The organism is Janibacter massiliensis (assembly GCF_900289115.1).
GTDB classification, from domain to species: domain Bacteria; phylum Actinomycetota; class Actinomycetes; order Actinomycetales; family Dermatophilaceae; genus Janibacter_A; species Janibacter_A massiliensis.
The window spans coordinates 1,885,570-1,910,970 of the sequence record NZ_LT985196.1; the positions used below are offsets into that span (position 1 = coordinate 1,885,570).

Genomic DNA, 25,401 nt, shown 5'->3' on the forward strand with positions numbered 1-25,401 from the left:
GTCGCTGCCGTAGCGTGACGGCATGCCTTCGCCCGCCGAGCGGTACGCCGCTGCCCGCCGTCCCGGCTTCGGCTCGCCGGAGCTGACCCGCTTCGCAGCGGCCCTCGACTTCGAGCTCGACGGCTTCCAGGTCGAGGCCTGCGAGGCCCTGGAGTCCGGCCGCGGGGTGCTGGTCGCCGCGCCGACCGGTTCGGGGAAGACCGTCGTCGGGGAGTTCGCCGTCCACCTCGCCCTCGCCCGCGGGCAGAAGGCGTTCTACACCACGCCCATCAAGGCGCTGTCGAACCAGAAGTACCGCGACCTGCTCGCCCGCCACGGCGCCGGGAAAGTCGGCCTCCTCACCGGTGACACCTCGATCGACGGCGAGGCACCGATCGTCGTCATGACGACCGAGGTCCTGCGGAACATGATCTACGCCGGCTCGAGCACCCTCGACGGGCTCGCGTTCGTCGTCATGGACGAGGTCCACTACCTCGCCGACCGCTTCCGCGGCCCGGTGTGGGAGGAGGTCCTCATCCAGCTCCCGGACCGGGTGCAGGTGGTCTCCCTGTCCGCGACCGTGAGCAACGCCGAGGAGTTCGGCGCCTGGCTCGACCAGGTCCGCGGGGACACGGCCATCGTCCTGTCCGAGCACCGACCGGTGCCGCTGTGGCAGCACATGCAGGTCGGCCGCCGGATGTACGACCTCTTCGCCGACGAGACGCCGGACACCAGACCCACCCCTGGACGGGTCGACCCGCGGCTGCTCGAGGCGATCCGGGACGTCGAACGCTCCGGCCCGCCCCGCGGGGAGCGGGGGAGCGGCCGCGAGTTCGGCCGGCGCGGTCCCCGCGGCGGCCGGCGGGACGTCGACCACCGGGCCCGCGGCGAGGAGCCACGGGGCCCGCGGCAGCCGGTCCGCGCCTCCCGCGTCGAGGTGATCCGACAGCTCGAGGAGGCCGAGCTCCTCCCCGCGATCACGTTCATCTTCAGCCGGGCCGGGTGCGACGCCGCGGTCGAGCAGATGCTCGCGAGCGGGCTGCGGCTCGTGCCGGAGGCGGACGGGTCGAGGATCCGGTGGTACGTCGAGGAGCGGGTCGCGTCGATCGACTCCGAGGACCTGGGGGTCCTCGGCTACCACGACTTCGTCGAGGGGCTGGCCCGCGGTTTCGCGGCCCACCACGCCGGGATGCTCCCGGTCTTCCGGGAGATCGTCGAGGAGCTCTTCGTCGAGGGGCGGGTGCGCGCGGTCTTCGCGACGGAGACCCTGGCGCTGGGCATCAACATGCCGGCGCGGTCGGTCGTCATCGAGAAGCTCGTCAAGTGGAACGGCGAGGCCCACGTCCCCCTGTCGCCAGCCGAGTACACCCAGCTCACGGGTCGGGCCGGGCGGCGGGGCATCGACGTCGAGGGCCACGCGATCGTCGTGTGGCAGCGCGGGGTCGACCCCGTCGAGGTCGCCGGCCTGGCGTCCACGCGGACCTACCCGCTGCGCAGCAGCTTCCGGCCGACGTACAACATGGCCGTCAACCTCGTCGCCCAGGTCGGCCGGGGCGTGGCCCGGGAGATCCTCGAGACCTCCTTCGCCCAGTTCCAGGCGGACCGCTCCGTCGTCTCGATCGCGACGCAGGTGCGCCGGAACGACGAGGCGCTCGAGGGCTACGCCGAGGCGATGCACTGCGACCGCGGGGACTTCCGCGAGTACGCGGCGCTGCGCCACCAGGTGTCCGAGGCCGAGAAGTCCGGGAAGCGCCGCCGCAACGCCCAGCGTCGGGCGGAGACCGCCGTCAGCCTCGAGGAGCTGCGCGTCGGGGACGTCGTCCACGTCGGCGGAGGCCGACGTCCCGGGTGGGTCGTCGTCGTCCACCCCGCTCGACCGAGACCGGGGCAGGACGCCGCACCCGGGGTCGTCACCGAGGACAAGCAGTACCGCCGCCTCTTCGCCGGCGACCTCGACGGCCCGGTGGCGCCGGCGACCCGGATCGACGTGCCGCGGGGATTCAACCCCAAGTCCCCCCGCGCCCGCCGGGACCTCGCGACCTCGCTCCGCACGAGCACCCCGCACGAACCACCGCCACGCGCGTCCGCCGCTGCCACCGGCCCCGACGACCGGGACCACGTCGAGCGACTCCGGCAGCGCCTGCGGGAGCACCCCTGCCACGACTGCCCCGGCCGCGAGGAGCACGCCCGCTGGTCGGAGCGGTGGTGGAAGCTCAAGCGCGAGAACGTCGGCCTGCAGCGGAAGGTCGACAGCCGGACGGGGTCGGTGGCCGCCCGGTTCGACCGGATCTGCGCCGTCCTCGTCGAGCTGGGCTATCTCGCCGACGACGGCGAGTCCGTGACCGACGCGGGGCAGCGGCTGCGCCGCCTCTACAGCGAGAAGGACCTCCTCGTCGCCGAGTGCATCCGCACCGACCTCTGGCGGCGTCTGGACCCGGCCGAGCTGGCCGCCGTCGTCTCCACCCTCGTCCACGAGCCCCGGGGCGAGCCGAGCGACCTCTCGCCGCGCCTGCCCACGGCAGCCGTCGACGAGGCGTGGGAGGAGATGTCGCGGCTGTGGGAGACGATCGTCGCTCGCGAGGCCGAGCGCGACCTCGAGTCGCCGGCAGCGCCGGATGCCGGGATCGCGTGGTCGATGCACCGGTGGACGAGCGGGCGCGGGCTCGAGGAGGTGCTGCGCGACCAGGAGCTCGCGGCCGGCGACTTCGTCCGCCGCGCGAAGCAGGTCGTCGACCTCCTGGGGCAGCTGGCGAACGCCAGCGAGGACCCGCTGCGGAGGAACGCCCGCTCGGCCGCGGCAGCGATCATGCGCGGCGTCGTCGCGACCGACCGGCTCGACTGACGCGCCCGAACGGTCGTCGCGGCTCGTCCGGTCAGGTGGTGACGGTGAGGGCCGCGAGGACCCGGTCGGCGGTCGTCCCGAGCCCGACCTCGTCGGCGAACGCGGCGAACGCCGCGGGGTCCGGGATCGGCAGGAGGGGCTCGGCGGCGGGGAGCTCGAGGCCGCGGCGGACGAGGACGACGTCCCCCGCGACGTCGAGGTAGTCCGCCGCCTCCACGATCCGGCGCCGCCGAGCGGGGGTGAGCCCGGGGGAGGAGGGGTCGGCTGCGGCCACGCGCACCGCCTCGACCGTGCCGAACCGCTCGATCAGGTCGGCGGCCGTCTTCTCGCCGATGCCCGCGACTCCGGGCAGCCCGTCGCTGGTGTCGCCCCGCAGGATCGACATCTGCCCGTAGGCCGTGCCGTCGGCCACGCGGTACTTCTGCGTCAGGAAGGCCTCGTCGACGACGTCGGCGTCGCGCACGCCGCCCCGCGCGGTGTAGAGCACCCGCACGCCACGGGCGTCGTCGACGAGCTGGAAGAGGTCGCGATCACCCGTGACCACGAGGACGTCGGCGCGGTCGGACCACTGCTGGGCGTAGCTGCCGATGACGTCGTCGGCCTCGTGCCCGAGCACGCCGACGCGGGCGATCCCGAGGACCTCGAGGGCCCGTGCGATGACGGGGACCTGGACCTCGAGCTCGTCCGGGGCCTCCTGCTCGTCCGGCACACCCTCGTGGGCGGTCTCCTGCGCGACCCGGTGCGCCTTGTAGGAGGGGATCAGGTCGACCCGGAACTGGGGACGCCAGTCGTCGTCCCAGCAGGCCACGAGGTGGGTGGGCCGGTACCGCGTGACGAGCGTCGCGACCATGTCGAGGAAGCCGCGCACCGCGTTCGTCGGCGGCTGGCCGGACGACGAGCGGCGGTCCGGGACGCCGTGGAAGGCCCGGAAGTACAGGCTGGCCGCGTCGAGCAGCATGAGTCGGGCGCGGGTGTCCTGTCCGGGGTCGGCCATGGCGACACGATGGCACACCCCCCGGCGCGCTACCTTGCGCTCGTGGAAGAGACCGACCGCCGCATCGTCGAGCTCCTGCGCGCCGACGGCCGCACGAGCTACACCGACCTGGGACGCGCCCTCAACCTGTCGACGTCCGCCGTGCACCAGCGGGTGCGCCGTCTCGAGGAGCGTGGCGTGATCACCGGGTACACGGCGGTCGTCGACTCCGCCGCGCTCGGTACCCCCCTGACAGCGTTCGTCGCGATCACGCCATTCGACGACTCCGCGCCGGACGACGTGCCCGAGCGGTTGCGCGACCTGCCCGAGATCGAGGCGTGCCACTCCACCGCCGGACAGGCGAACTACCTGATCAAGGTGCGGGTGGGCACCCCCGGCGACCTCGAGGACCTCCTGGCGCGGATCCGGGCCGCGGCCCGGGTCTCGACCCGCACGACGGTCGTGCTGTCCACGCCCTGGGAGTGACCCGCACCCAGGCTCAGGGGGAGTACCGCGCCCGCAGGCTCAGGCGTGCGCGGCGTGCGAGAGCCCGTGCGGATCGCTGCCGTGCTGCGTCCACCACTGCTGGCCCGCGGCAGCGAGGGTGTGGATCGGGTCGTAGTACACGTGGTGCTTCTCGAGCGCGTCCTCGACATCGGCCTCGATGGAGGTGCGGTAGTTCTTGCGCCACGAGGAGATGCCCCGCTCGGTGTCGTACTCGTCGACCTGGTGGACCCACCGCTTTCCGACGAACGGCACGTCGCACACGATCCGCGGCGTCGCGAAGCCTGGCAGGTAGCCCATGATCGAGTGCTGGAGCTCCTGCGCCCGGGCGAGCGAGAGCCGCCAGTGCTCGCTGCCGGGGATCATGCCGCACATGTAGAAGTAGTACGGCGTGATGCCGGCCTCGTCCTGGAGCGCGAAGCACAGGTCGAGCAGGGCCTCGGTCGAGTCGTTCACCCCGGCCATGAGGACGCCCTGGTTGCGGATGTTCGGCACGCCCGCGTCGGTGAGCGCCCGGGCAGCCCGCGCGACCAGCGGGGTGAGGGACTGCGCCGCGTTGACGTGGGTGTGGACCGCGAGGTGCACGCCGCGCTCGCGAGCGATGGACGCGACCCGACCCACGCCCTCGACCGTCTCGGGCGCCAGCCAGTGCTGCGGCAGACCCATGAGGGCCTTCGTCGCGAGCCGGATGTCGCGGATCGAGTCGATCTCGAGCAGGCGGGTGAGGAAGGCCTCGAGGTTCTTCCACGGCATGTTCGCCACGTCGCCACCGGAAGGGCTGAGCGCGGCCGGACTCAGCCGACCCCCGCCGCGTCGAGGCGGTCCAGGGCCGCGGCCGCCTCGAGGGCCATCCAGGCCTGAAGCTGCGTCGACAGCTCGACCGGGCCCTCCGGGTCCGGTCGACCGTCGGTGCGGGTGGGGAGGACGAGGCAGGGGCGACCGCGACCGGAGGTGACCGTCCGGCGCCCCTGCCAGAACGCCTCGGCGGTCGCCCGCACCATCGCCGCGGCGAGGTCCCGGGTGCGGTCGGGGAGCTCGGCGGTGACGGCGACGACGGCGAGGTACCGCAGGAGGATCCCGGTGAACAGGCCGCTGTCCGCACCGCCCTCGGTCCGGGCGACGGGCCCCGCGTCGGTGGGGCGGCACAGCTCGCGCGCCACGACGTCGACGAGCGCCGCCGCGCGGTTCGCGTCCTCCGGCCGTGACTGCGGGCCCGAGGCGAGCGCCGCGAGGGCGCCCAGCACCGTCCCTTGGTTGTAGGTCCAGATCGAGGTGACCGGCGGATGGTCGGCGCGCTCGAGCTCGATGCCGTCGAGGACCAGGCCCGTCGCGGGGTCGAGCAGCCGTTCGTGGATCCAGTCGATGTGCTGCCGCGCCCGTGCGAACTCACCGGCGCGGGCGAGCAGGATGGCCGCCGGAGCGGTCGCCGGGACGTTCTTGAAGGACCGGGCGGTGTGCCAGAACACCCCGCCGCCGAGGTCGTCGGACTCCGCCGACGCGACCTGGTCGCGCAGCACCCGGGCCATGGCCGCCAGTCGGCCGGCCGAGCGGTCGCGCGCCGCGACGAGGTCGCCGAACCGCTCCAGCGCAAGGGCGAGCCAGGCCATGTCGTCGTAGTAGGAGTTGATGATCCGCCACCCGTTGCGCAGGCGGATCGTGCGGACCAGACGGGCGGCGTCGCGGATGAGGGAAGCGGCCACGTCGGGGCGCTCGGGACGGTCCGCGAGCTCGCGCCAGCCTGCGTCGACGATGCAGTCGAGGTAGTGAGCCTGCCACCAGTAGTGCCACGGGCCGCGCACCCGGACACCGAGTTCCGGCGCGGGCCAGGCGGTCCGCGCGAGGTGGGTCAGCGGGAGCCCGAGAAACGACCCGGCGAACAGCTCGCGGACGGAGACCTGGGCCTGCCGAGCGCGGGCGGAGGTGGGGGTGGGGGTGGCCTCGTCCCGGGGGTTCGCCCGCTCTGGCAGCACGATCACGTCGCCACGCTAACGACCCTGCCCGCCGCGGCCGCGCAAACCGAAGGATTTTCACCTCTCAGCGGGTTGCCGCGCGAATCATTGCGCTCGCCCTACGATGCAGCTCGTGTCTTCGGCAGCTGCGCCGCTGATCGAGCTGGATCCCGCCATCGTCGCGCGGGCCCGCGCTCTCGCCAGGACCGTCGGTGAACCCGTCGTCGACCTTGCCCGCCGCCACACGACCGTCGCCGTCGAGCGGGCCACCCTCCGGCTCGCCGGGCTCGCCGGCGCCGACCACGAGGGCGTCCCGTGGGTCAACCACCTCGTCGACGCGGTCCGCGCGGACGTCGGCCTCGGTGCTGGCGTCTGCCGCCCGGCGTTCGCGCGGATTGCCGACGGGACGGCTCCCGACCTGCTCGCGCTGGCCCAGATGGCCGCCTCCGGCTCAGTCCGCTTCGATCCCACCGGCCCGGTCGAGCACGCCGACGAGCTCGCCCACGAGCACGTGAGCCGAGGGATGGACCGGCTCGACGCGCGTCGGCGCGAGCGGGAGGAGTTCATCGCGCAGGTCGGTGACGCACCCCGCCGGCCGTGGGTCTACCTCATCGTCGCGACGGGCGACATCCGCGAGGACATCCCCCAGGCGCGGGCCGCGGCTCGGGCCGGTGCGGACATCATCGCCGTCATCAGATCGACGGGGCAGTCGCTCCTCGACTTCGTCCCCGAGGGCGAGACCCACGAGGGGTACGCCGGGACGTAGGCGACGCAGGAGAACTTCCGGCTCATGCGGGCGGCCCTCGACGAGACGAGCCGTGAGCTCGGCCGGTACGTGCGGCTGACGAACTACGCCTCCGGGCTGTGCATGCCGGAGATCGCCGCGCTCGCCGGGATGGAGCGTCTCGACATGATGCTCAACGACTCGATGTACGGGATCCTCTTCAGGGACATCAACCCGATCCGCACCTTCGTCGACCAGCGGTTCAGCCGCCAGGTGCACGCACGCGCCGGGATCATCATCAACACCGGCGAGGACAACTACCTGACGACCGCGGACGCCGTCGAGGCCGCCCACACCGTGACGGTGAGCCAGCTGCTCAACGAGTACTTCGCCCGGGAGGCCGGGCTCGCGGACTGGCAGCTCGGGCTCGGCCACGCGTTCGAGATCGACCCGTCCGTCCCGCGCTCGTTCCGGCTGGAGCTCGCCCACGCGCTGCTCGCGCGGACCCTCTTCCCGGACGCACCGCTGAAGTGGATGCCGCCCACGAAGCACATGACCGGCGACGTCTTTCGCGGGAACCTCCTCGACGGCTTCTTCAACCTCGCCGGGCTCATGACCGGCCAGGGCATCCTGCTCGTCGGGATGATGACCGAGGCGGTCGTCACGCCGTTCCTGTCCGACCGGGACATCGCCCTGCAGAACGTCCGGTACGTCCTCGACGCCGCCGACGGGCTCACCGAGGACTTCCGTCCCCCGCGTGACGGATTCGTGCAGAACCGCGCCCAAGAGGTGCTCGCCGAGGCAGTCGCGCTCCTCGAGGACATCGCGGGCGATGTCGACCAGGCCGGAGACCCGCCCCTGCTCGCCGCCATCGCCGACGGGACCTTCGGGCTGATGAAGCGCCCGGCGGACAAGGGCAAGGGCCTCGACGGGGTCGCGGTCAAGGACGAGGCCTACAGCAACCCCGCGATCGACGCGCTCGAGGAATGGACTGCCCGATGAGCGACAGCCTGCCCCGCGACGACCAGGCGACGATCGTCCGTCCGTACGGCGACACGACCGGGGACGGCATGATCCAGCTGTCCTTCACCCTGCCCGTCCCGCACGGCAAGCTCGCCGACGGCGGGGCGCTGCAGCTCGCCCGGAAGATGGGCCTGGATCCGGCCCTGCTCGTGCACTCCGCCCCCGTCGGCGAGACGCACACCTTCTTCGTCGTCTACGGCTCGGTGACCCACCTCGTCGACCTCTCCCAGGTCGCCGTCGACGAGCGCGACCACCCGCTGCTCACCCCCAAGGAGGTCGACGCCGCCATCCGTGAGCGGCTGCGTCGCAAGCTCGTCGTCGTCGGTGCGTGCATCGGCACGGACGCCCACACGGTCGGCATCGACGCCATCCTCAACATCAAGGGCTTCGCGGGGGAGAAGGGGCTGGAGTACCAGCGCGAGATGAGGGTCGTGAACCTCGGTGCGCAGGTACTCGTCCCCGAGCTCGTGGCCGCGGCCCGCGCCGAGCGCGCCGACGCCGTCCTCGTCAGTCAGGTCGTCACCCAGCGGGACGCCCACATCCACAACACGACCGCGATGTCCGCGGCCTTCCGGGAGGCCTTCCCTGAGGGAGAGGTGCCCCTCCTCATCGTGGGCGGGCCCCGGTTCGAGGAGGACTCGGCGCAGCGGCTCGGCGTCGACAAGGTCTTCGGTCGGGGGACCACCCCCGGCGAGGTCGCCAGCTACCTCGTCCACGCGCTCGTCGACCGTCCCGGAGGAGATCCCGCATGACCGACCAGAGCCAGACCCGCCCCGAGATCGGGGCCACGGTGGTCCATCGGCGGTACGTCCCGTACTCGCACGCCCACTACGCCGGCAACCTCGTCGACGGCGCCTACTCGCTGGCCGCGTTCGGCGACGTCGCGACCGAGCTGTGCATCCGTACCGACGGCGACGAGGGACTGTTCGCCAGCTACTCCGACGTGCAGTTCACCGCACCGGTGCGCGTCGGCGACTGCATCGAGATCGAGGCCGAGCTCGTGCGGGCCGGGACCCGCAGCCGGGAGATGATCTTCACCGTGCGGGTCGTCGCGCGGTCGGCCGCCGACGAGCCCGGGGCCGCCCCGTCGGCAGCCCGAGTCCTGCGACCCCCGATCGTCGCGACCACGGCGCGCGGCGTCGTCGTCGTACCACCACGCGACTGACGCACGGCCTCGTTATGGTTCTCCGGTGAGCACCGCCATCGACGTCCCGGACGAGACCCGAGCAGACCCCCCGGGCGCCGGTGATGGCCGACCAGCCGGGTCGCTGCGCGGGCTCGACCTGCCCCTGCCGGGGAGACTCGCCCTCGCGGTCGTCGGCGGCCTCTGCGTCTGGCTGACCTTCCCTGACGCGAACGTCCCCGCGCTGGGGCCGGTCGGCGTCGCCCTGCTGTCCGCGGCGATCCTCGGGACCCGTCCTCGGACCGCGGCCATCCTCGGTCTCGTCGGCGGGCTGGCCTGCTTCGTCCCCACCCTGTCGTGGTCGGGCATCTTCGTCGGTCCGGTGCCGTGGTTGGTCCTGGCGACCGTCGAGGCGCTCTACGTCGCCGCGATGTGCGCCCTCGTGGCCGCGATCCATCGCCGGCTGCTGCGCCGCCCGCCGACCGCTGCGCGCGACGCCCTCGTCGCCCTCGCGGTCCCGCTGGGCTGGGTCGCGCAGGAGTGGCTGCGTGGGTCATGGCCGTTCGGGGGCTTCCCGTGGGCCCGGCTCGCCTTCGGCCAGACGGACGGACCCCTCCTCCGGCTCGCGGCGCTCGGCGGAGCGCCCCTCGTCACCTTCGCCGTCGCGGCGATCGGTGCGGCCCTGCACCTGCTCGTCGTCACCCGGTGGACCCGGCCGGAGCTCCTGCGGTACGGAGCCGCCCCGGCAGCTGCCCTGGCCCTCGTCCTGCTCGCCGTCACCGCCACCCCCGTCCCGACGGACGGCACCCCGACGCCGCTCACCCTCGTCCAGGGGAACACGCCGCGCGAAGGGCTCGACTTCAACGCCGAGCGCCGGGCGGTGCTCGACAACCACGTGCGCGGCACGCAGCGCGCGGCCGAGCGCGACGGCACCCCGCCCGCGGCCTACCTGTGGCCGGAGAACTCCTCGGACATCGACCCGCTGCGCAACGCCGACGCGAAGGCCCAGGTGCAGCGAGCCGTCGACGCAGCCGGCGCCCCCGTCCTCGTCGGTGCGATCCTCGACGAGCCCGCGCCCGAGGTGTCGAACGCCAGCCTGCTCTACCGCCCCGGCGAGGACGCTCCCTCGCAGCAGTACGTCAAGCAGCACCCCGTGCCGTTCGCCGAGTACGTCCCGTACCGCTCCTTCTTCCGGCTGTTCAGCGACAAGGTCGACCTCGTCCGGGTCGGTTTCGCGCGAGGCCGGGGGAGCGCGGCCATGCCGGTGCAGACCCCGGGTGGGGCCACCGTCGACCTCGTCCCGTCGATCTGCTTCGAGGTCGCCTACGACGGCCTCGTCCGCGAGGCGGTGACCCAGCACCCGGACCGGGAGTCGGTCCTCGTCGTCCAGACGAACAACGCCACCTTCGGCCGCACGGCCGAGTCGACCCAGCAGCTGGCGATCTCCCGGTTGCGCGCCGTCGAGCACGGGCGAGCCGTCGCGCACGTCTCGACCGTCGGGGTGAGTGCCTTCATCGCCCCGGACGGCTCCCTCAGCGGCCGGACGGAGCTCTTCACCGCGGCCCAGGTCCGCGGCGAGCCGGTGGCGCGGGCCGGACGGACGATCGCCGACCGGGTCGGCCCGCTGCCGGAGGTGCTCGCCGGCCTCGGACTCGTCGCGCTGTGGTTCGCCGGTCGCGGCGGACCGCGCCGTAGACTCGGGCGGAATGCCACCCGGCCGACCCCGCCGACCGACCGCGAGAAGGACCGCCTTCGTGCCTGAGAACGCCCGCCGTGCCCGCAAGCCCATCCAGCGGGCCGTGGTTCTCGTCCCGACGTACAACGAGCGGGAGAACCTGCCGCTGATCATCGAGCGGGTCCGTGCCGCCGTGCCGTGGCTCGACGTGCTCGTCCTCGACGACAACTCCCCGGACGGGACGGGCGAGGTCGCCGACGAGATCGCGGCGACCGACCGTCAGGTCCACGTCCTCCACCGGCCCGGCAAGCAGGGCCTGGGCGCGGCGTACCTCGCCGGGTTCGCGTGGGCCGCCGAGCGCGGCTACGACGCGATGATCGAGATGGACGCGGATGGCTCGCACCGCCCCGAGCACCTTCCGGCGATGCTCGACGCCGCGACGACCGCGGACCTGGTCATCGGATCCCGCTGGGTCAAGGGCGGGGAGACGGTGAACTGGCCGCTGAGCCGGCAGCTCATCAGCCGCGGGGGCAGCCTCTACACGCGCCTCCTCCTCGGCGTGCCGGTGCACGACTGCACCGCGGGCTTCCGGGTGTACCGCGCCACCGCGCTGGAGAAGATGGCGCTCTCGGACGTCGCCAGCGCGGGGTACTGCTTCCAGATCGACCTCACCCGCCGCGCCCTCGACCGGGGCCTCACGGTCGTCGAGGTGCCCATCTCGTTCGTCGAGCGGGAGATCGGCGACTCGAAGATGAACGGGGACATCGTCCGCGAGGCCATGGTCCGCGTCGGTCAGTGGGGCGTGAAGCACCGGGCGGCGCAGCTCGGACGGCTCCTCGGGTGGCGCCCGGGCGAGTCCTGGCACGACCTGACCTGATGGCGGGCCGACGGTCGCGGGTGCTGGGGATCCTCGCGATCCTCCTGCTCGTCGTGCCGATCGTCGAGGTCGCGGTCATCGTCGCCGTCGGCCGGACGATCGGCGGCTGGCCGACCCTCGGTCTGCTCCTGCTCGAGTCGGCGATCGGGGCGTGGGTCGTCCAGCGGGAGGGCGGCCGCGCCTGGCAGGCTCTCCGGTCGGCCCTGCGGACCGGTCGCATGCCGGCGCGTGAGCTGACCGAGGGCATCCTCGTCCTCGTGGGCGGGACGCTGCTGCTCACCCCCGGGTTCGTCAGCGACGTCGTCGGGTTCTTCTGCGTGCTGCCGTTCACCCGACCCGTCGCGCGTCGGATGCTCGAGGGCGCGATCCGGCGGAGGCTGCTCGGGAGATCCGTGACGACGATCCGCACGCCCCGACAACGACCCGGCGCGGGCACCCACCCCGACGCGGCCGACGACATCATCGAGGGCGAGGTTCTCTGAGAGTGGACGCGGAAGGGGACCGACCCGATCGGGTCGGTCCCCTTGGTACGGGCGGGATCAGGCGGAGCGCCGCCGGGTCTTCTCGCCGCGCTTCTCCCGAAGGAGCTCGAGCCGCTCCTCGAGCAGCTCCTCGAGCTCAGGGATCGAGCGGCGCTCGAGCAGCATGTCCCAGTGGGTGCGCTGCGGCTTGACCGGCTTCTCCTCCGGAGCGGGACCGTCGAGCAGCCGGGCTTCCTCGCCGCAGCGGCACTCCCACGTCGGCGGGACGTCGGCCTCGATGGAGAACGGCAGCTCGGTGCGGTGCTCGTGCTCGCACACGTAGACGACGATCTGCCGCTCGCTCGGGACGACGTTCGCGGTCGTCTCCATGCTGAAGGAGACCATCCGCGTGCCACGAAGGGTGCGCTCTGCCATGAACTCTCCTAGAGGTCTGGGGAAGGTGCCGCAGCCCGGCTGGCTGGGGGGACATCCCTTCAGCATTCAATGACGTGGATGCCATACCCAAATGCGGCGCCATGTGATCGAGATCACACATTGTGTCAGGCGACCGCGGGCACCTCGTTGCCCGCCTCACGGATGCCGCGGCGCACGTCGACCCGGGCGAGGAGCACCCCGCCGACGACGAAGAAGACGATGAGCGCGATGATCGCGAGCCGGTAGGAACCCGTGAGCTGATGGACCAGGCCGAAGGTCAGCATCCCGAACCAGCTCGTCCCGCGCTCCATCGCCTGGTACAGGCTGAAGTACTCGGCCTCCCGGTCGGCCGGGACGAGCTGGCTGTAGAGCGAGCGGGAGAGGGCTTGGGTCCCGCCGAGGACGACCCCGATGACGACACCGAGGGCGACGAACGGCAGGAAACGGCCGTTGGGGAGCAGGTAGGCGGCGACGACGACCCCGGTCCACAGCCCGATTCCGCCCAGGACCGTCCGCTTCGCCCCCGCCCGCGCGGCGATGAGCCCGAAGAGCAGCGCCCCGCCGAACGCGACGAACTGCACGACGAGGATGAGGGCCATGAGCTGGCTCTCCGCGAATCCGATCTCCTCCACCGCGTAGATCGCCGAGGCCGCGATCACCGTCTGGATGCCGTCGTTGAAGAAGAGGTAGGCGGCGAGGAAGCTCATCGTCTGGGGGTACCGGCGCAGGTCGATGAAGGTGTCCCGGAGCTGGCCGAGGGAACCCCGGACGATCCCGCGGCCGGTGCCGGGGGCAGCGCGCCCCAGCCCGCGGACCCGGCGCAGCCCGACGACGGGGATGAGAGTGAAGGCCGCCCACCACAGCCCCGCCGACAGCAGGCAGAGGCGGACGGCGTCGCCCGTCGACAGGCCGAAGGGGGTGAGGGAGACCAGCGCGAGGTTCGCCACGAGGAGCAGCCCACCGCCGAGGTAGCCGAGGGCCCAGCCGCGAGAGGACACCGCGTCCCGGTCGTCCGGATGGGCGATCCGGCAGAGCAGGGCGTCGTAGACGACGAGGGATGCTCCGAGCGCGACGGTCGCGACGATCATCAGGATGGCGCCGAGCTCCCAGGCGCTCCCGGTGACGAGCACCATGAGCGCCGCGGCGAGGGCTCCGGTCCAGGCGAAGCCGCCGAGGAGCCGCGCCGGGCGGGGGGAGCGGTCGGCCAGCGCGCCGACGAACACGAGGAGGATCGCCGAGACGATCGTCGCGACGGTCACCGTGTACGCGGCGACCGAGCCGGGGTCGACCGGGACCCCGAGGACCCGGAGGTCGGTGCCGCACGTCGCGTCCTCAGCGAGCCCCGGACAGGCATCCTCCGTCGCGACAGCCGTGAGGTAGGGGCCGAAGAGCACGGTGCCGGTCGTGGTGACGAACGCCGAGTTGGCCCAGTCGTACCAGTACCATGACCGTCGCCAGCGGCGCGCCGGCGCGCCCGGCGCCTCTGTCGCGATGGGGGAGACCGGCCCGACCCGGGCCTCGCTCGCGGCCGGACCGCTCACCCCGCGTACTCCCAGTGCCAAGGCTCCGGGAGCGCGCCGTTCGGCTCAGCCCAGGCGGGGTGGTACCAGCCGTACAGCGCGGCGTTCTGCTTCATCCACAGGTGGGCGGGGTGTCCGAAGTCCTCCACGCCGCCGCACAGGTCGACGGCGACGCCGAAACCGTGGTTGCTGCGACCGGGCGTGGCCGCCCACCCGCCGCGCTGCGCCTTGACCAGCACCTGCTCGGCGTACGAGCGGTAGCCGTCGGTGACGCAGAGCAGGTGCCCGGTCTCCTTGGCGTACGCCTTGCTCATCGCGTTGAAGGCCGCCGCGGCGCCGGGGCGGGCCGCCTCACCGTTGCCGCCGATGAGCGGGCAGAGCGCGGACGGCGGCACCTGGCCGTTCGGGTACTCGGTCTCGTCGTCGGAGCACGGCTTGCCGGCGTCGAACGCGGCGACGTCGACGTTGGCCTCGCGCATCGCCGCCATGAGTGCGTCCCGGGCGTCCTGGGCGTCCGGGTCGACGAGACCGATGAGGGAGGAGGCGACCGGGCCAGCCTTCTCGAGCTCGTCCCGGTGCCGGTCCTTGATGTCCCGCAGCTCGCGTCGGCGCTCCTTGAGGACGGCCGAGAGCGACGTTCGGGCCTTCTCTGCCTTCTTGCGCTCGGTCGTCGCACGCCGTGTCGCGGTGGTTGCCTCGTCGGTGAGTCGGCGCTGCTCGTCCCGCTCCTCGCGCAGGAGGGCGACGGCGTCGATCTTCTCGTCCGTGAGGTAGGCGATGTCGCCCATCGGGCTCGCGGGGGAGTCGCCCTCGGCCTTGAGGGCGTCGAGAAGAGCCAGGTTCTCGGAGTACTCACCCTCCGTGTACACGGCGACCGCCCAGCCGCGAAGGTCGTCCCGCCCCTTCGACAGGCGCCCGTCGAACGTACGAAGGGCCTTGCGTGCGTGGGCGGCCTTGCGCTGGGCCTTGCGCTCCGCCCGCTTCGCCTCGGCCAGTCGTTCGAGCAACGCGTTCGCCTTCATCGCGCTGCGTTCGAGCCGCGCGACCGCGGTCGCGAGCTCGAGGTTGCCGGCGAGGATCCGGTCCACGAGCGCTCGGGCCTCGTCGATCTGCGCCTGGGCGTCGGCCGAGGACAGCGCGTCCGGACTGAGCTGGCCGGCCGGCGGCCTCGTGTAGGCGAACGGGTCCGTCGTGCTCGTCGTCGAGGTGGCACTCGTGCCCGTCGACGAGGACGCCGGGTCCTGGCTCGGCGCCCGGGTCGAGGTCGACGACGGGGTGCGGGTCGACGTCGGGCTGGGCGTAGGCGTGCGGCCGGTCGTCGTCGGGCGGCTCGAGGTCGGCGTCCGGGTGCTCGAGGAGCTGCTCGAAGAGTTTCTCGAGGTAGTCGAGGTCGTGGAGCTCGTGCCCGTCGTCGAGGGGGAGGAGTCCGCGGCCACGGCGGCCGGTGCACCGACCACGAGCGCGGCGACGAGAGCCGAGACGATCGCTCCGGGGCGGCGAGGCACGGGGGGCTCCTGGGGTGCGTGTGACGGGGGCCTCCACGATGGTACGCGGTGCCGACCCGGCCCGCGGGTCGTTCTCGAGCGGGTGCTCAGCCACCCGCACGGGTGAGAGGGTGTCGCCGTGACGACCCTCGCCAGCACCCACCCCGCCGACGGCCACGACCTCATCCGGGTGCGCGGCGCCCGGGAGAACAACCTGCGCGGCGTCGACCTCGACCTGCCGAAACGGCGTCTTACCGTGTTTACGGGCGTGTCCGGGTCGGGAAAGAGCTCGCTCGTGTTCGCCACGATCGCCGCCGAGTCGCAGCGGATGATCAACGAGACGTACAGCGCGTTCGTCCAAGGCTTCATGCCGAGCCTGGCGCGCCCCGACGTCGACGTCCTCGAGGGACTGACGACGGCGATCCTCGTCGACCAGCAGCGGATGGGCGGCGACGTCCGCTCGACCGTGGGTACCGCGACGGACGCCAACGCCCTCCTGCGTGTCCTGTTCTCCCGCTGCGGCGTCCCGCACATCGGCTCGCCGCAGGCGTTCTCGTTCAACGTGGCCTCGATCAGCGGGGCGGGCGCAGTGACGGTCGAGAAGGGCGGGGAGAAGGTCAAGGAGCGGCGCGAGTTCAGCATCACCGGGGGGATGTGCCCGCGCTGCGAGGGCCGCGGCACCGTGTCCGACCTCGACCTCGCCGAGCTGTTCGACGAGGAGAAGTCGCTCGCCGAGGGCGCCGTGACGATCCCCGGCTACAACCTCGGCGGCTGGAACATGCGCATGTACATGGAGAGCGGCCTGCTCGACCCCGACCGGCCGATCAAGGCGTACACGAAGAAGCAGCGGCACGACTTCCTCCACCACGAGCCCGAGCGGATGAAGATCGCCGGGATCAACATGACGTACGAGGGCCTCATCCCGCGGATCCGCAAGTCGATGCTGAGCAAGGACCAGGAGGCGATGCAGCCGCACGTCCGCGCCTTCGTCGACCGTGCCGTGACGTTCATGGCGTGCCCGGAGTGCGAGGGGACGCGGCTGTCGGAGGGTGCTCGGTCATCGAGGATCGCTGGCAAGAACATCGCCGACTGCTGCGCGATGCAGATCAGCGATCTCGCGCAATGGGTGCGGACGCTGGACGAGCCGTCGGTCGCGCCGCTGCTGGAGTCGCTGTCGCACCTGCTCGACTCCTTCGTCGAGATCGGTCTCGGGTACCTCTCGCTCGACCGGCCGTCCGGCACGTTGTCCGGGGGAGAGGCGCAGCGGACGAAGATGATCCGGCACCTGGGCAGCTCGCTGACGGACATCACCTACGTCTTCGACGAGCCGACGACGGGGCTGCACCCGCACGACATCGCGCGGATGAACGAGCTGCTGCGACGGCTTCGGGACAAGGGAAACACCGTCCTGGTCGTCGAGCACAAGCCGGAGCTCATCGCGATCGCCGACCACGTCGTCGACCTCGGTCCGGGTGCCGGGGCCGACGGCGGCCGAATCTGCTTCGAGGGTGACATCGAGGGACTGCGGGGGAGCGGCACCGTCACCGGACGCCATCTCGACGACCGGGCGGCGCTCAAGGACAGCGTGCGAGAGCCCGAGGGGGCGATCGAGGTCCGCAGGGCAAGCACGCACAACCTCAAGGACGTCGACGTCGACATCCCGCTCGGCGTCCTCACGGTCGTCACCGGCGTCGCCGGGTCGGGGAAGAGCTCACTCATCCACGGGTCGGTCGCCGGGCGCGACGGGGTCGTCGTCATCGACCAGAGCCCGATCCGCGGGTCGCGCCGGTCCAACCCGGCGACGTACTCCGGACTCCTCGAGCCGATCCGCAAGGCGTTCGCGAAGGCCAACGGCGTCAAGCCCGCGCTGTTCAGCCCCAACTCGGACGGGGCGTGCCCGGTCTGCTCCGGCACGGGGGTCGTCGAGACGGATCTTGGGATGATGGCCAGTCCCTCGACGCCGTGCCCGGAGTGCGAGGGTCGCCGGTTCGGTGCCGAGGTGCTCGAGCACACCCTCGGCGGCCGGAGCATCGCGGACGTCCTCGAGATGTCCGTCCGTGAGGCCCGCGCGTTCTTCGCTGAGGGCGAGTCGGCGGTCAAGGCTGCGCACACGATCCTGGGCAGGCTCGAGGACGTCGGCCTGGGCTACCTGACGATCGGGCAGCCGTTGACGACGCTGTCCGGGGGCGAGCGGCAGCGACTCAAGCTCGCCGTCCAGATGGGCGAGAAGTGCGAGGTCTACGTCCTCGACGAGCCGACGACCGGCCTGCACCTCGCCGACGTCGAGCAGCTCCTCGGCCTGCTCGACCGGCTCGTCGACGGCGGCAAGAGCGCCATCGTCATCGAGCATCACCAGGCGGTCATGGCACATGCCGACCACATCATCGACATCGGTCCGGGCGCCGGCCACGACGGCGGTCGGGTCGTCTTCACCGGGACGCCCGCCGAGCTCGTCGCGGACGCCTCGACGCTCACCGGGAAGCACCTCGCGGAGTACCTCGGAGTGTGACCTCCCGCCTCACATGGTCCGGGGAACGTGGCGTCATGGTCGATTCCCCCGGACCGCTCCTCAAGTGCCGATAATGCACATTATGTCACGTTGATAAGCGCTGCAAGACGTCCTCAGGAGGTCGCCCCCCTCCCCATCCGTGGCCACACTGGGTCCATGACGAGCGACGGCCACCTGCGTGTCCCACCCGGGCCGGGCCTTCCGCGCGGGCTCGTCATCGCCGCCGGGGACCTCGTCGAGCGCTTCTCTCGTTCCTCCGGCCCGGGTGGCCAGGGTGTCAACACGACCGATTCCCGCGTCCAGCTGTCGCTCGACCTCGCGACGACGACCGCCCTGACCGACGACCAGCGACGACGCGCCCTCGACCGGCTGCGCGACCGACTCGCCGGGACGGTCCTCACCGTCGACGCATCCGAGCACCGCTCGCAGCGCCGGAACCGGGCGGCGGCCCGGGCAAGGATCGCGACCCTTCTCAGGGACGCCCTCGCCCCCGCTCCCCCGTCACGCCGTGCGACCCGGCCGACTCGCGGTTCCCAGTGCCGCCGCCTCGACGCCAAGCGCCGCCGCTCGGAGACGAAGGCGGGCCGGGCGAGGCCGTCGGCGGACTGAGCGCGGGATTCAGCGCCGCTTCAGCCGGGCGGCGACGTCGGCCCGGACGTCCTTGTGCAGCACCTTGCCGATCGCCGAGCGCGGCAGGTCCTCGACGACGACCGCGTCGCGCGGGACCTTGTAGCCCGCGAGGTGCTCGCGGGCGTGCGCGCGCAGTACGGCGACGTCGAGGTCGTGACCGTCGGCCAGGACGACCGCAGCGACGACGTCCTCGCTCCCCGCCGTGCCCGGGAGACCGACGACGGCGACGTCCTCGACGCTGGAATGGGTCCGCAGCACGTCCTCGACCTCGGACGGGTGGACATTGAACCCGCCGGTGATGATGAGGTCCTTGAGCCGGTCGACGATCGTGACGAACCCTGCCGCATCGATCGTTGCGACGTCCCCGGTTCGCAGCCACCCGTCGCCCAGCAGGACGCGCTCGGTCTCCTCCGGACGGTTCCAGTAGCCGACGAAGACCTGCGGACCCCGCACGAGCAGCTCCCCCGGCTCCCCCGTCGGTCGGTCCGTCGACGGGTCCTCGGGGTCGACGACTCGGACCTCCGTCGACGGGAAGGGAACGCCGACCGAACCCGGCCGGCGGGTCGGTCCGACGGGGTTGCCGACGGTGATCGGCGAGGTCTCCGTCATCCCGTACCCCTCGACGAGCGTCCCTCCCGAGAGCCGCTCGAACCGCTCGACCAGCTCGGGCGGGAGCGGCATGGCGCCGGAGAGCCCCCAGCGGATGGAGGTGAGATCGACGCGGCCCTCCTCGGCCGCCCGGGCGAGCTGGTCGTAGATCGGCGGTACACCGGGCAGGAAGGTGGCGGGCCGCCGACCCATCGCCTCGATGACCTGGTCCACGTCGAAGCGCGGGAAGAGGACGGTGCACGCCCCCACCCGCACCGCGGACAGGATGCACAGCATGACGCCGTAGGCGTGGAACATCGGGAGGATCCCGTAGAAGACCTCCTCGCCGTGCCGCAGCTCCGGCACCCAGGCCGCGCTCTGCTCCACGTTCGCGGCGAGGTTGCGGTGGGTGAGCATCGCTGCCTTCGGCACGCCCGTCGTGCCACCCGTGTAGAGCAGCACCGCGACGTCCTCACCGGTGGCCCGGGCCTCGAGCGGCGAGGTGTCGCGCACCGCAGCGACGACCCGGTGCCACGGCGTGCCGACGCTCGTCCGGGCCGTCAGTGCCGCACGCGTCCGACGCGCCGCAGGCACCGGGAGCCGCAGCGCCCACCGCTTCGTGCGCGGCAGGTCACGCGTCACGTCGACGGTGAGGACCTGCAGCCCCTCGACGGGCATCGACGCGATGACGTCGGCGAGCTTGTCCCAGACGATGGCCACCCGGGCACCGTGGTCGGTGAAGGTGTGCTCGAGCTCGTCGTGGGTGTAGAGCGGGTTGAGCTCGACGGCGATGGCGCCGACCTCGACGACGGCGTAGAACGCGACGACGGCCTGCGGGCACGACGGCAGGGCGATGGCGACCCGGTCACCCTTCCCGACCCCGAGGTCGAGCAGGGCGCGCGCCGCCCGGTGCACCTCGTCGGCCAGCTTCTCGTACGTCGTCACCGACCCGTAGAAGTCGATCGCCGGGTGCGACCCGTGCCGGTCGACCGCCTGCCGCAGCACGTCCCCGAGCGAGACCTCGGGGACGTCGACGCGGGCGGGAACCCCCGGCGGGTACTGCGCGACCCACACCGGGTCGGAGTCGTACCGGTCGGGCGGGGTCGTCACGGTCATGCTGCCGACGCTAGCCGGTGCCGGTGGCACCACCGACGAGCGCCCTGCGAGAGTGGCGGCATGGACCTCACCCAGCTGCCGGCGGGCGTCACCGCCGTCGCCGACCACGGCCTGCCCGCGTTCGCCGTCGACACCCCGGCGTGCACGGCGACCGTCCACCTCCACGGCGCCCACGTCACCGCGTGGACCCCGGAGGGGTCCGCCCCCGTCCTGTACCTCAGCCCGGAGGCCCGCTTCTCCCCCGGGACCGCGATCCGTGGTGGCGTGCCGATCTGCTTCCCGTGGTTCGGGCCCGGCCGGGACGGCGACCTCTCCCCCAGCCACGGCCCGGTCCGGCTCACCGAGTGGGAGCCGCTCGACGTGCAGCGCGACGGTGACGACGTTCGACTCACCTTCGGCCTCACCGCGCCGGTCGCTCGTTCGATCGCGCCCGACGCCCCCTACCCGGCCGTCGGCCTGTCCTACGTCGTCACGCTCGGGCGGGAGCTCGACCTCGCCCTGACGATCCACGCGCTCGCCGACGCCGACGTCGAGGCCGCGTTGCACACCTACCTCGCCGTGGAGGACGTGCGGACGACCTCGATCGCCGGGCTCGAGGGAGCCAGCTATCTCGACAAGGTGACCGGCGACGAGACGGGCCCGCAGGAGGGCGCCGTGCGGTTCGCGGGCGAGACCGACCGCGTGTACGACGCCTCCGGCACGGTCGCCCTCGACGACGGTGCGCGTCGGCTCGAGGTCTCCTCCGAGGGCGGGACGAAGACGGTCGTGTGGAACCCGTGGTCGGAGAAGGCTGCGAGCATGGGTGACCTGCCCGACGACGCGTGGACCCGGTTCGTGTGCATCGAGACAGCGGCCGTGCACGACGGCCCGATCGTCGTGCCGGCCGGCGCGCAGCACACCCTCCGCCAGCGGATCAACCCGACCGCGGTCTGAACCCGGCCTGACCCAGACCTCGTTCGCGGCCCGGCTCTGGGACGATTCTCCGGTGCCGACCGCCCCCGAGACCCGCTCCGTCGGGATCCCGTGCGGGTACTTCGACGCCGGGACCTGCCGCTCCTGCACCTGGCTCCCCTTGGACCTCCCCACCCAGCTCGAACGGAAGCAGTCGGCGGTCGCGACAGCCCTCGCCGCGCACGTCGGCCCCGGTGCCTGGGAGCCGCCGCACCCGTCGCGCCCGTCGGGCTTCCGGAACAAGGCGAAGCTCGTCGTCGGCGGACGCCGTGGCGCGGTGACGCTCGGGATCCTCGACGGCGACGGGCTCGGGGTCGACCTGCGTGACTGCCCGATCCACGACCCCGTCATCGCCGACGCCATCCCCCGCCTGGCCGCGGCGATCGACGAGCTCGGCCTGACGCCGTACGACGTGGCTCGACGCACGGGCGAGCTCAAGCACCTCCTGCTCACCGTCTCCCCCGACGGCGAGCTCATGGCCCGGTTCGTCCTCCGGTCCGAGGGGCAGCTCCGTCGCCTCGAGGCCGCCGTCCCCGATCTCCTCGCCGCCGTCCCCGGGCTGCGGGTGGTCACCGCGAACCTCCAGCCGGCCCACGCCGCGATCCTCGAGGGTGAGCAGGAACGCGTGCTCAGCGACGCCGACCACCTGCCGATGCGGCTGCCGTCGGCGGCGTTGCGCCTGGGCCCGCGCAGCTTCTTCCAGACGAACACCGCGGTCGCCGCCGAGCTGTACCGGACGGCCACCGAGTGGGCGACGGCTACGGCACCCAGCTCGCTGTGGGACCTCTACTGCGGCGTCGGAGGCTTCGCCCTGCACGCCGCCGTCGCCCCGGCCCGACCCGCGCGGGTCCTCGGGATCGAGCTCTCCCCCGAGGCCATCGAGGCCGCCCGCGCGACGGCCGCCGGTCTCGGGGCGGAGGCGGAGGTCCGGTTCGTCGCCGCCGACGCGGCCACCGCCACGGCCGAGCACGGTCGGCCCGACGTGCTCGTCGTCAACCCGCCCCGACGCGGGATCGGCGCGGCGCTCACGACCTGGATCGAGGACGTGGCCGTGCCGCACGTCGTCTACAGCAGCTGCAACCCGACGACCCTCGCCCGCGACGTGGCCGAGCTCCCTTCGTACCGAGTCGAGCGGGCCCGCCTCTTCGACATGTTCCCCCACACGGCGCACGCAGAGGTCCTCGTCCACCTCGCCCGGACCTAGGCTGAAGCAGTCCGTCCACCGACCACCCCGGGGAGATCCACGTGCCACTGCCCAGCCAGCTCGAGGGACGCCTGCGCGTCCCCGTCGTCGCCGCCCCGATGTTCCTCGTGTCCGGGCCGGAGCTCGTCATCGAGACGTGCAAGGCGGGCGCGCTCGGCACGCTCCCCGCGCTCAACCAGAGGACGACCGCAGGGCTCGACGAGTGGCTCACCCGGATCGACGAGGAGCTCGGCGCGACCCCGGGTTCCGCGCCCTACGGCGTCAACCTCATCGCGCACCGGACGAACCCGCGGCTGCAGGCCGACCTCGAGGTCATCGTCGAGCACGAGGTTCCCCTCGTCATCACCTCGCTCGGCGCGGCCACCGAGGTCGTCGAGGCGGTCCACTCCTACGGCGGCCTCGTCTTCCACGACGTCACCGGGGTCGCCCACGCCCGCAAGGCCGCCGCCGTCGGCGTCGACGGCCTGATCCTCGTCTCCGCCGGTGCGGGCGGGCACGCGGGCAGCCTCAACCCGTTCGCGCTCATGGCAGAAGTCCGGCCGTGGTTCGAGGGCACGATCCTCCTGGCCGGGTGCCTCTCGACCGGGCGGGACGTCCTGGCTGCCCGCGCGATGGGCGCCGACCTCGCCTATCTCGGCACCCGCTTCATCGCGACGGAGGAGTCGATGGCCAGCGACGGGTACCGCGAGATGATCGTCGACGCCGGCGCGGCCGACATCGTCTACACCCCGGCGATCTCGACGATCCCCGCGAACTTCCTTCGGGAGAGCATCGTCGCCGCGGGCCTGGACCCCGAGCACCTCGCCGAGCCGGAGAAGGTCGACCTCAGCCACGTGACCAACCCCCACGCAGAGGGCGAGGGTGGCGCCGTGCCGGCGAAGCCGACGAGCGAGGCGAAGGCGTGGCGCGACATCTGGTCAGCCGGCCAGGGCAGCGGCGCCATCGACGCGGTGCTGCCGGCGCGGGACCTCGTCGTCCGGCTCGCCGAGGAGTACGAGGCCGCCCGCGAGCAGCTGTGCGGCGGGGGCACCCGATGAGCGGCCGCTTCCCCGCCCCGGCCATCGCGCCCGAGGACTTCGAGACGATCCGGTACGAGGTCACCGACGGCATCGCGACCGTCACGCTCGCCCGCCCGGACGCGCTCAACGCGTTCACCGTCCGCATGGCAGACGAGCTCGAGTCCGTGTACCGGTACGTGGCCACCGACGACGAGGCCCGCGCGGTCGTCGTCACCGGCGAGGGCCGGGCGTTCTGCGCCGGGATGGACCTGTCGGTCGGGGGCAACGTCTTCGGGCTCGCGGAGGGCGTCGACCCCGGTATGGCCGAGGTGACGGAGGGGTTCCACGACCCGGCCGTCATCGAGGGGATCCGGGACACGGGGGGCCGCGTCTCGCTCGCCGCGTACGCATGCCCCAAGCCGATCATTGCCGCGATCAACGGCCCGGCCGTCGGGATCGGGGCGACCATGACCCTTCCGATGGATGCCCGGCTCATGTCGACGAAGGGCCGGATCGGGTTCGTCTTCGGCAAGATCGGGATCGTCCCGGAGGCGTGCAGCACGTGGTTCCTCCCCCGGATCGTCGGGCTGCCGACCGCGCTCGAGCTCGCCTACACCGGTGACATCGTGGACGCCACCCGGGCACTGGAGCTCGGTCTGGTCCGCTCCGTGCACGAGCCCGACGAGCTCCTCCCCGCGGCGTACGAGCTGGCCGCGCGGTTCACCCGGTACCGCTCCCCCGTCGGGATCGCTCTCACCCGCCAGATGATGTACCGCAACAGCGCCCAGCCCCACCCCGTCGAGGCGCACCGGGTGGAGTCCCTCGCGATGTGGTGGACGAGCTTCGGCGACGGCGAGGAGGGGGTCGCCTCCTTCCTCGAGAAGCGGGACCCGCTGTACACCTCCCGGGTGAGCCAGGACATGCCGCCGTTCCACCCTTGGCAGCGCGAGGACTGAGCAGGAGGTCACGGTGCGTGCGATCGTCAAGACCAGGCCCGGCCCGGGGCTGGAGATGACGGATGTCCAGGAGCCCGACTGCGGACCGCTCGACGTGCGCATCCGGGTCGCCCGCACCGGGCTCTGCGGCACGGACCTGCACCTCCAGGCGTGGGACGACTGGGCTGCCTCGACCGTCCGCGCCCCGTTGGTGCTCGGCCACGAGTTCTCGGGCACGGTGATCGAGGTCGGACGCGATGTCGAGGGGATCGAGGTCGGTGCGCTCGTCTCCGGTGAGGGGCACGTGGTCTGCGGCCGATGCCGGAACTGCCGCGCCGGGCGCCGTCACCTGTGCATCCCGACCGTCGGGATCGGGGTCAACCGAGACGGGGCGTTCGCCGAGCAGGTGGTCGTCCCCGCGAGCAACGTATGGGTTCAGCACGCCGATATCGACCCCGACCTCGCCGCCGTGTTCGACCCGCTGGGCAATGCGACGCACACGGCCCTGTCCTTCCCCCTCGTGGGGGAGGACGTGGCCATCACCGGGGCCGGGCCCATCGGGGTGATGGCGACGGCCATCGCGCGGCACGCGGGCGCCCGTTTCATCGCCGTCAGTGACGTCTCGCCCGAGCGGCTCGAGCTGGCCCGCCGTGCCGGTGCCGACCACGTGGTCGACGCCCGGTCGTCCTCGCTCGGGGACGCCGTCACCGCGCTCGGCATGGCCGAGGGGTTCGCGACACCTGGTACGCGATGAGCGCGATGCTCTCCACGTCGCCCGAGCTACGGACCGCCGTCACGTCCGTGATCACCCACCACGTCCCCGCCGACGACTGGCAGCAGGCCTTCGACATCGCCCGCTCCGGGCGGTGCGGCAAGGTCCTCATCGACTGGAGCTGAGCAC

At 72.6% G+C, this 25,401-nt stretch carries 21 protein-coding genes and 2 pseudogenes; 16 read left to right on the top strand and 7 right to left on the bottom strand.

Going from position 1 to position 25,401, the window contains the following annotated elements; genetic code table 11:
• Positions 1-22 precede the first annotated feature (22 nt).
• The gene (locus tag DAA34_RS09175) at positions 23-2,821 is read left to right on the top strand and encodes a DEAD/DEAH box helicase (protein WP_106818704.1); all 2,799 of its coding nucleotides are present in this window, start codon (positions 23-25) and stop codon (positions 2,819-2,821) included.
• A 31-nt stretch (positions 2,822-2,852) separates the two neighbouring features.
• Here the strand turns inward: DAA34_RS09175 and DAA34_RS09180 are convergent, their stop codons facing one another.
• Positions 2,853-3,815, bottom strand: coding sequence for a 5'-3' exonuclease (locus DAA34_RS09180; RefSeq protein WP_106818706.1), 963 nt, complete (start codon positions 3,813-3,815; stop codon positions 2,853-2,855).
• A gap of 42 nt (positions 3,816-3,857) precedes the next feature.
• On the opposite strand from DAA34_RS09180, the gene DAA34_RS09185 reads away from it, so the two are divergent.
• Positions 3,858-4,280, top strand: coding sequence for an Lrp/AsnC family transcriptional regulator (locus DAA34_RS09185; RefSeq protein WP_106818708.1), 423 nt, complete (start codon positions 3,858-3,860; stop codon positions 4,278-4,280).
• A 39-nt stretch (positions 4,281-4,319) separates the two neighbouring features.
• Here the strand turns inward: DAA34_RS09185 and DAA34_RS09190 are convergent, their stop codons facing one another.
• Entirely contained in the window at positions 4,320-5,060 is a 741-nt protein-coding gene (locus DAA34_RS09190; RefSeq protein WP_234354186.1) for a hypothetical protein, read from the bottom strand.
• A 32-nt stretch (positions 5,061-5,092) separates the two neighbouring features.
• On the bottom strand, positions 5,093-6,274 hold the full coding sequence (locus DAA34_RS09195) for a glycoside hydrolase family 76 protein (RefSeq protein WP_234354187.1): 1,182 nt from the start codon (positions 6,272-6,274) through the stop codon (positions 5,093-5,095).
• Between the two features lie 106 nt (positions 6,275-6,380).
• On the opposite strand from DAA34_RS09195, the pseudogene kamD reads away from it, so the two are divergent.
• The 6 genes and pseudogenes from kamD (at position 6,381) to DAA34_RS09225 (ending at position 12,151) form a co-directional block, all read left to right on the top strand.
• Positions 6,381-7,973, top strand: a pseudogene (gene kamD, locus DAA34_RS09200) (lysine 5,6-aminomutase subunit alpha).
• A complete protein-coding gene (gene kamE, locus DAA34_RS09205) occupies positions 7,970-8,746 on the top strand; it encodes a lysine 5,6-aminomutase subunit beta (RefSeq protein ID WP_106818710.1) in 777 nt (258 codons plus the stop codon). The pseudogene kamD and the gene kamE overlap by 4 nt, the downstream one beginning before the upstream one ends.
• Positions 8,743-9,159 carry a 3-aminobutyryl-CoA ammonia lyase gene (gene kal, locus DAA34_RS09210; protein WP_106818712.1) on the top strand — a complete coding sequence of 139 codons (417 nt, stop codon included), beginning with the start codon at positions 8,743-8,745 and terminating at the stop codon, positions 9,157-9,159. The genes kamE and kal overlap by 4 nt, the downstream gene beginning before the upstream one ends.
• Before the next feature lie 25 nt (positions 9,160-9,184).
• Positions 9,185-10,879 (top strand): apolipoprotein N-acyltransferase, encoded by a 1,695-nt coding sequence (lnt, locus tag DAA34_RS09215; RefSeq protein ID WP_234354188.1) that lies wholly within the window; start codon positions 9,185-9,187, stop codon positions 10,877-10,879.
• Positions 10,872-11,669 carry a polyprenol monophosphomannose synthase gene (locus DAA34_RS09220; protein WP_234354189.1) on the top strand — a complete coding sequence of 266 codons (798 nt, stop codon included), beginning with the start codon at positions 10,872-10,874 and terminating at the stop codon, positions 11,667-11,669. Before lnt ends, DAA34_RS09220 begins: the two co-directional genes overlap by 8 nt.
• Before the next feature lie 20 nt (positions 11,670-11,689).
• Entirely contained in the window at positions 11,690-12,151 is a 462-nt protein-coding gene (locus DAA34_RS09225; protein ID WP_234354190.1) for an FxsA family protein, read from the top strand.
• A gap of 57 nt (positions 12,152-12,208) precedes the next feature.
• On the opposite strand, the gene DAA34_RS09230 is transcribed toward DAA34_RS09225, so the two are convergent.
• The 3 genes from DAA34_RS09230 to DAA34_RS09240 all read right to left on the bottom strand — a co-directional run bounded on the left by DAA34_RS09230 (position 12,209) and on the right by DAA34_RS09240 (position 15,173).
• On the bottom strand, positions 12,209-12,565 hold the full coding sequence (locus DAA34_RS09230) for an RNA polymerase-binding protein RbpA (RefSeq protein WP_106818718.1): 357 nt from the start codon (positions 12,563-12,565) through the stop codon (positions 12,209-12,211).
• A gap of 125 nt (positions 12,566-12,690) precedes the next feature.
• Entirely contained in the window at positions 12,691-14,106 is a 1,416-nt protein-coding gene (locus DAA34_RS09235; protein WP_325027535.1) for an MFS transporter, read from the bottom strand.
• On the bottom strand, positions 14,103-15,173 hold the full coding sequence (locus tag DAA34_RS09240) for a D-alanyl-D-alanine carboxypeptidase family protein (protein ID WP_106818720.1): 1,071 nt from the start codon (positions 15,171-15,173) through the stop codon (positions 14,103-14,105). The genes DAA34_RS09235 and DAA34_RS09240 overlap by 4 nt, the downstream gene beginning before the upstream one ends.
• Positions 15,174-15,276: 103 nt before the next feature.
• On the opposite strand from DAA34_RS09240, the gene DAA34_RS09245 reads away from it, so the two are divergent.
• The 3 genes from DAA34_RS09245 (at position 15,277) to arfB (ending at position 18,687) form a co-directional block, all read left to right on the top strand.
• The gene (locus DAA34_RS09245; RefSeq protein ID WP_106818722.1) at positions 15,277-15,696 is read left to right on the top strand and encodes a hypothetical protein; all 420 of its coding nucleotides are present in this window, start codon (positions 15,277-15,279) and stop codon (positions 15,694-15,696) included.
• Between the two features lie 12 nt (positions 15,697-15,708).
• A complete protein-coding gene (locus DAA34_RS09250) occupies positions 15,709-18,078 on the top strand; it encodes an ATP-binding cassette domain-containing protein (protein WP_106818724.1) in 2,370 nt (789 codons plus the stop codon).
• Positions 18,079-18,234: 156 nt separating this feature from the next.
• Positions 18,235-18,687 (top strand): alternative ribosome rescue aminoacyl-tRNA hydrolase ArfB, encoded by a 453-nt coding sequence (gene arfB, locus DAA34_RS09255; RefSeq protein ID WP_106818726.1) that lies wholly within the window; start codon positions 18,235-18,237, stop codon positions 18,685-18,687.
• A gap of 9 nt (positions 18,688-18,696) precedes the next feature.
• On the opposite strand, the gene DAA34_RS09260 is transcribed toward arfB, so the two are convergent.
• The gene (locus DAA34_RS09260; protein ID WP_106818728.1) at positions 18,697-20,412 is read right to left on the bottom strand and encodes a long-chain-fatty-acid--CoA ligase; all 1,716 of its coding nucleotides are present in this window, start codon (positions 20,410-20,412) and stop codon (positions 18,697-18,699) included.
• A gap of 60 nt (positions 20,413-20,472) precedes the next feature.
• Between DAA34_RS09260 and DAA34_RS09265 the strand changes: the two genes are divergently transcribed.
• From DAA34_RS09265 to DAA34_RS09285, 5 genes and pseudogenes are all read left to right on the top strand, one after another.
• The gene (locus tag DAA34_RS09265; RefSeq protein ID WP_106818730.1) at positions 20,473-21,345 is read left to right on the top strand and encodes a D-hexose-6-phosphate mutarotase; all 873 of its coding nucleotides are present in this window, start codon (positions 20,473-20,475) and stop codon (positions 21,343-21,345) included.
• A 52-nt stretch (positions 21,346-21,397) separates the two neighbouring features.
• Positions 21,398-22,567: a methyltransferase domain-containing protein gene (locus DAA34_RS09270; protein ID WP_234354191.1), complete on the top strand. Its 1,170-nt coding sequence runs from the start codon at positions 21,398-21,400 to the stop codon at positions 22,565-22,567.
• 41 nt (positions 22,568-22,608) lie between these two features.
• Positions 22,609-23,604, top strand: a complete 996-nt coding sequence (locus DAA34_RS09275) for an NAD(P)H-dependent flavin oxidoreductase (protein ID WP_106818732.1) — start codon at positions 22,609-22,611, stop codon at positions 23,602-23,604.
• Complete coding sequence (locus tag DAA34_RS09280; protein WP_106820041.1) at positions 23,601-24,521, top strand: crotonase/enoyl-CoA hydratase family protein; 921 nt, start codon at positions 23,601-23,603, stop codon at positions 24,519-24,521. Before DAA34_RS09275 ends, DAA34_RS09280 begins: the two co-directional genes overlap by 4 nt.
• A gap of 13 nt (positions 24,522-24,534) precedes the next feature.
• Positions 24,535-25,397, top strand: a pseudogene (locus DAA34_RS09285) (alcohol dehydrogenase catalytic domain-containing protein).
• Positions 25,398-25,401: the final 4 nt, after the last annotated feature.